At 65.9% G+C, this 1365-nt stretch carries 2 protein-coding genes; one reads left to right on the top strand and one right to left on the bottom strand.

Annotation, left to right across the window (positions count from 1 at the left end; translation table 11 throughout):
- Positions 1 to 63: 63 nt before the first annotated feature.
- Complete coding sequence (locus CG471_RS29795) at positions 64 to 654, bottom strand: hypothetical protein (protein ID WP_099234662.1); 591 nt, start codon at positions 652 to 654, stop codon at positions 64 to 66.
- A 143-nt stretch (positions 655 to 797) separates the two neighbouring features.
- Here CG471_RS29795 and CG471_RS29790 point away from each other — a divergent pair.
- A partial coding sequence (locus tag CG471_RS29790; protein WP_257211745.1) for a winged helix-turn-helix domain-containing protein occupies positions 798 to 1365 on the top strand: 568 nt, incomplete at its 3' end.

Raw genomic sequence — 1365 nt, 5'->3', positions numbered from 1 at the left:
GAGGCGGACAGTTCGGCGCGGCCCGCGGCGCCAAGAGCAAGCGCCGGCCCTTGGGATCAAGGGCTACCGTGACGATTTCGACGCGCCCTCGGCCCTCGAGGCTGCCAGCCGATAGAGGACCGCGGCGATAAGCCAGAGGCCGGCGAACAGGGCGCTGAATGTTCCGCCGCGCGCATCAATCTGTGCGCCCATCGCCGCGATGCCTGCCTGGGCAGCGGCAGCCGCGCCATGGGAGATCGCCATGCCCAGCGGTCTGAAGCGCGCCATCGCCGAGCCGATGAAGGCGATGATGGGCACGCCCGCGAAGAGGAGGTTGAAGGGACTGTCTTCCGAGCCGATCATGCCGACCGCGAGATTTGCCCAGATCGTCAGGAAAACGGTGAGGACCGATACCACACTCGCCGCGCGGTACCATGGATTGGGCGAGCGCCGGACCAGACATTCGGCGGCGAGCCCCGTTCCGCCAAGCATGAGGCCCATGACGAGGAAGTCGGTTTCGTCCCAGCGCACCTGCGGGGTGTAGTGCATCGCGATGGCGGGGAGCACGAGCAGGAGCAACGCGAGCCCCCAGGCCGAGATCCGCCACGGGTTGAGCGCCTGCTTGAGCCTGCCATTGTCTGGTGCTGCGTAACTATCGTTCCGATGATCATCCATGATATCGCCTCCATTCGAGATGAGATCATCAGGGTCCCGGAAAGACCGATGGGCGTCATGAGAAGCATATGAGGTTTTGCTGAAAAGTGCCGCCGCGTGGATATCATTTCGGCCAGTTCGTCCTCGATCCCGAGGATCGGCGCTTGCTGCGTGACGGCGTTCCGGTCGACCTCAACGCTCGCTATCTCGACGCACTGGCGCTTCTCGTGCGCAATGCCGGGTCGCTCGTCGGCAAGGACCTTTTTCTGGGGGAAGTCTGGAAAGATGTGCCTGTCACCGACGAGGCGCTGACCCAGTGCATTCGGCTCCTTCGCCAGCGCCTGGGTGACGATGCGAGCCGTCCGCATTTCATCGAGACGGTATCCAAGCGTGGCTACCGCTTCATTGCCGAGGTCAACTGGCGCGAAGGCTCTGCCCCGGCCGAAGACTCTGCCCCCCACACGCTTCACCCGTCGGCCGCGCCCTCGGCGCTCCGCCGCGTAGCGATGATGGCGGGAGCCGGAACGCTGGGTGCTGGGGGCGCCGGATTGATCGGCGGGCTCGCCTATGGGTTTGTCGCCGCGACGCCGCCACTGCCAGGCGGAGGCGGCGCCGCGTCCTCCGTCTTCGTGTTGCTCTGGCTCACCTTGGCGGTGGCTTTCGTGGGCGGCGCGGGCGTCAGCCTGGGGATCGCCATAGCCGAGGCCGCAGGCAAACGCCCATGGCTTACTC

Source organism: Sphingobium sp. IP1 (assembly GCF_002708645.1).
GTDB classification, from domain to species: Bacteria; Pseudomonadota; Alphaproteobacteria; order Sphingomonadales; family Sphingomonadaceae; genus Sphingobium; species Sphingobium yanoikuyae.
Note: the sequence above shows the minus strand (reverse complement) of the source record. Positions and strands in the feature narration are given on the sequence as shown.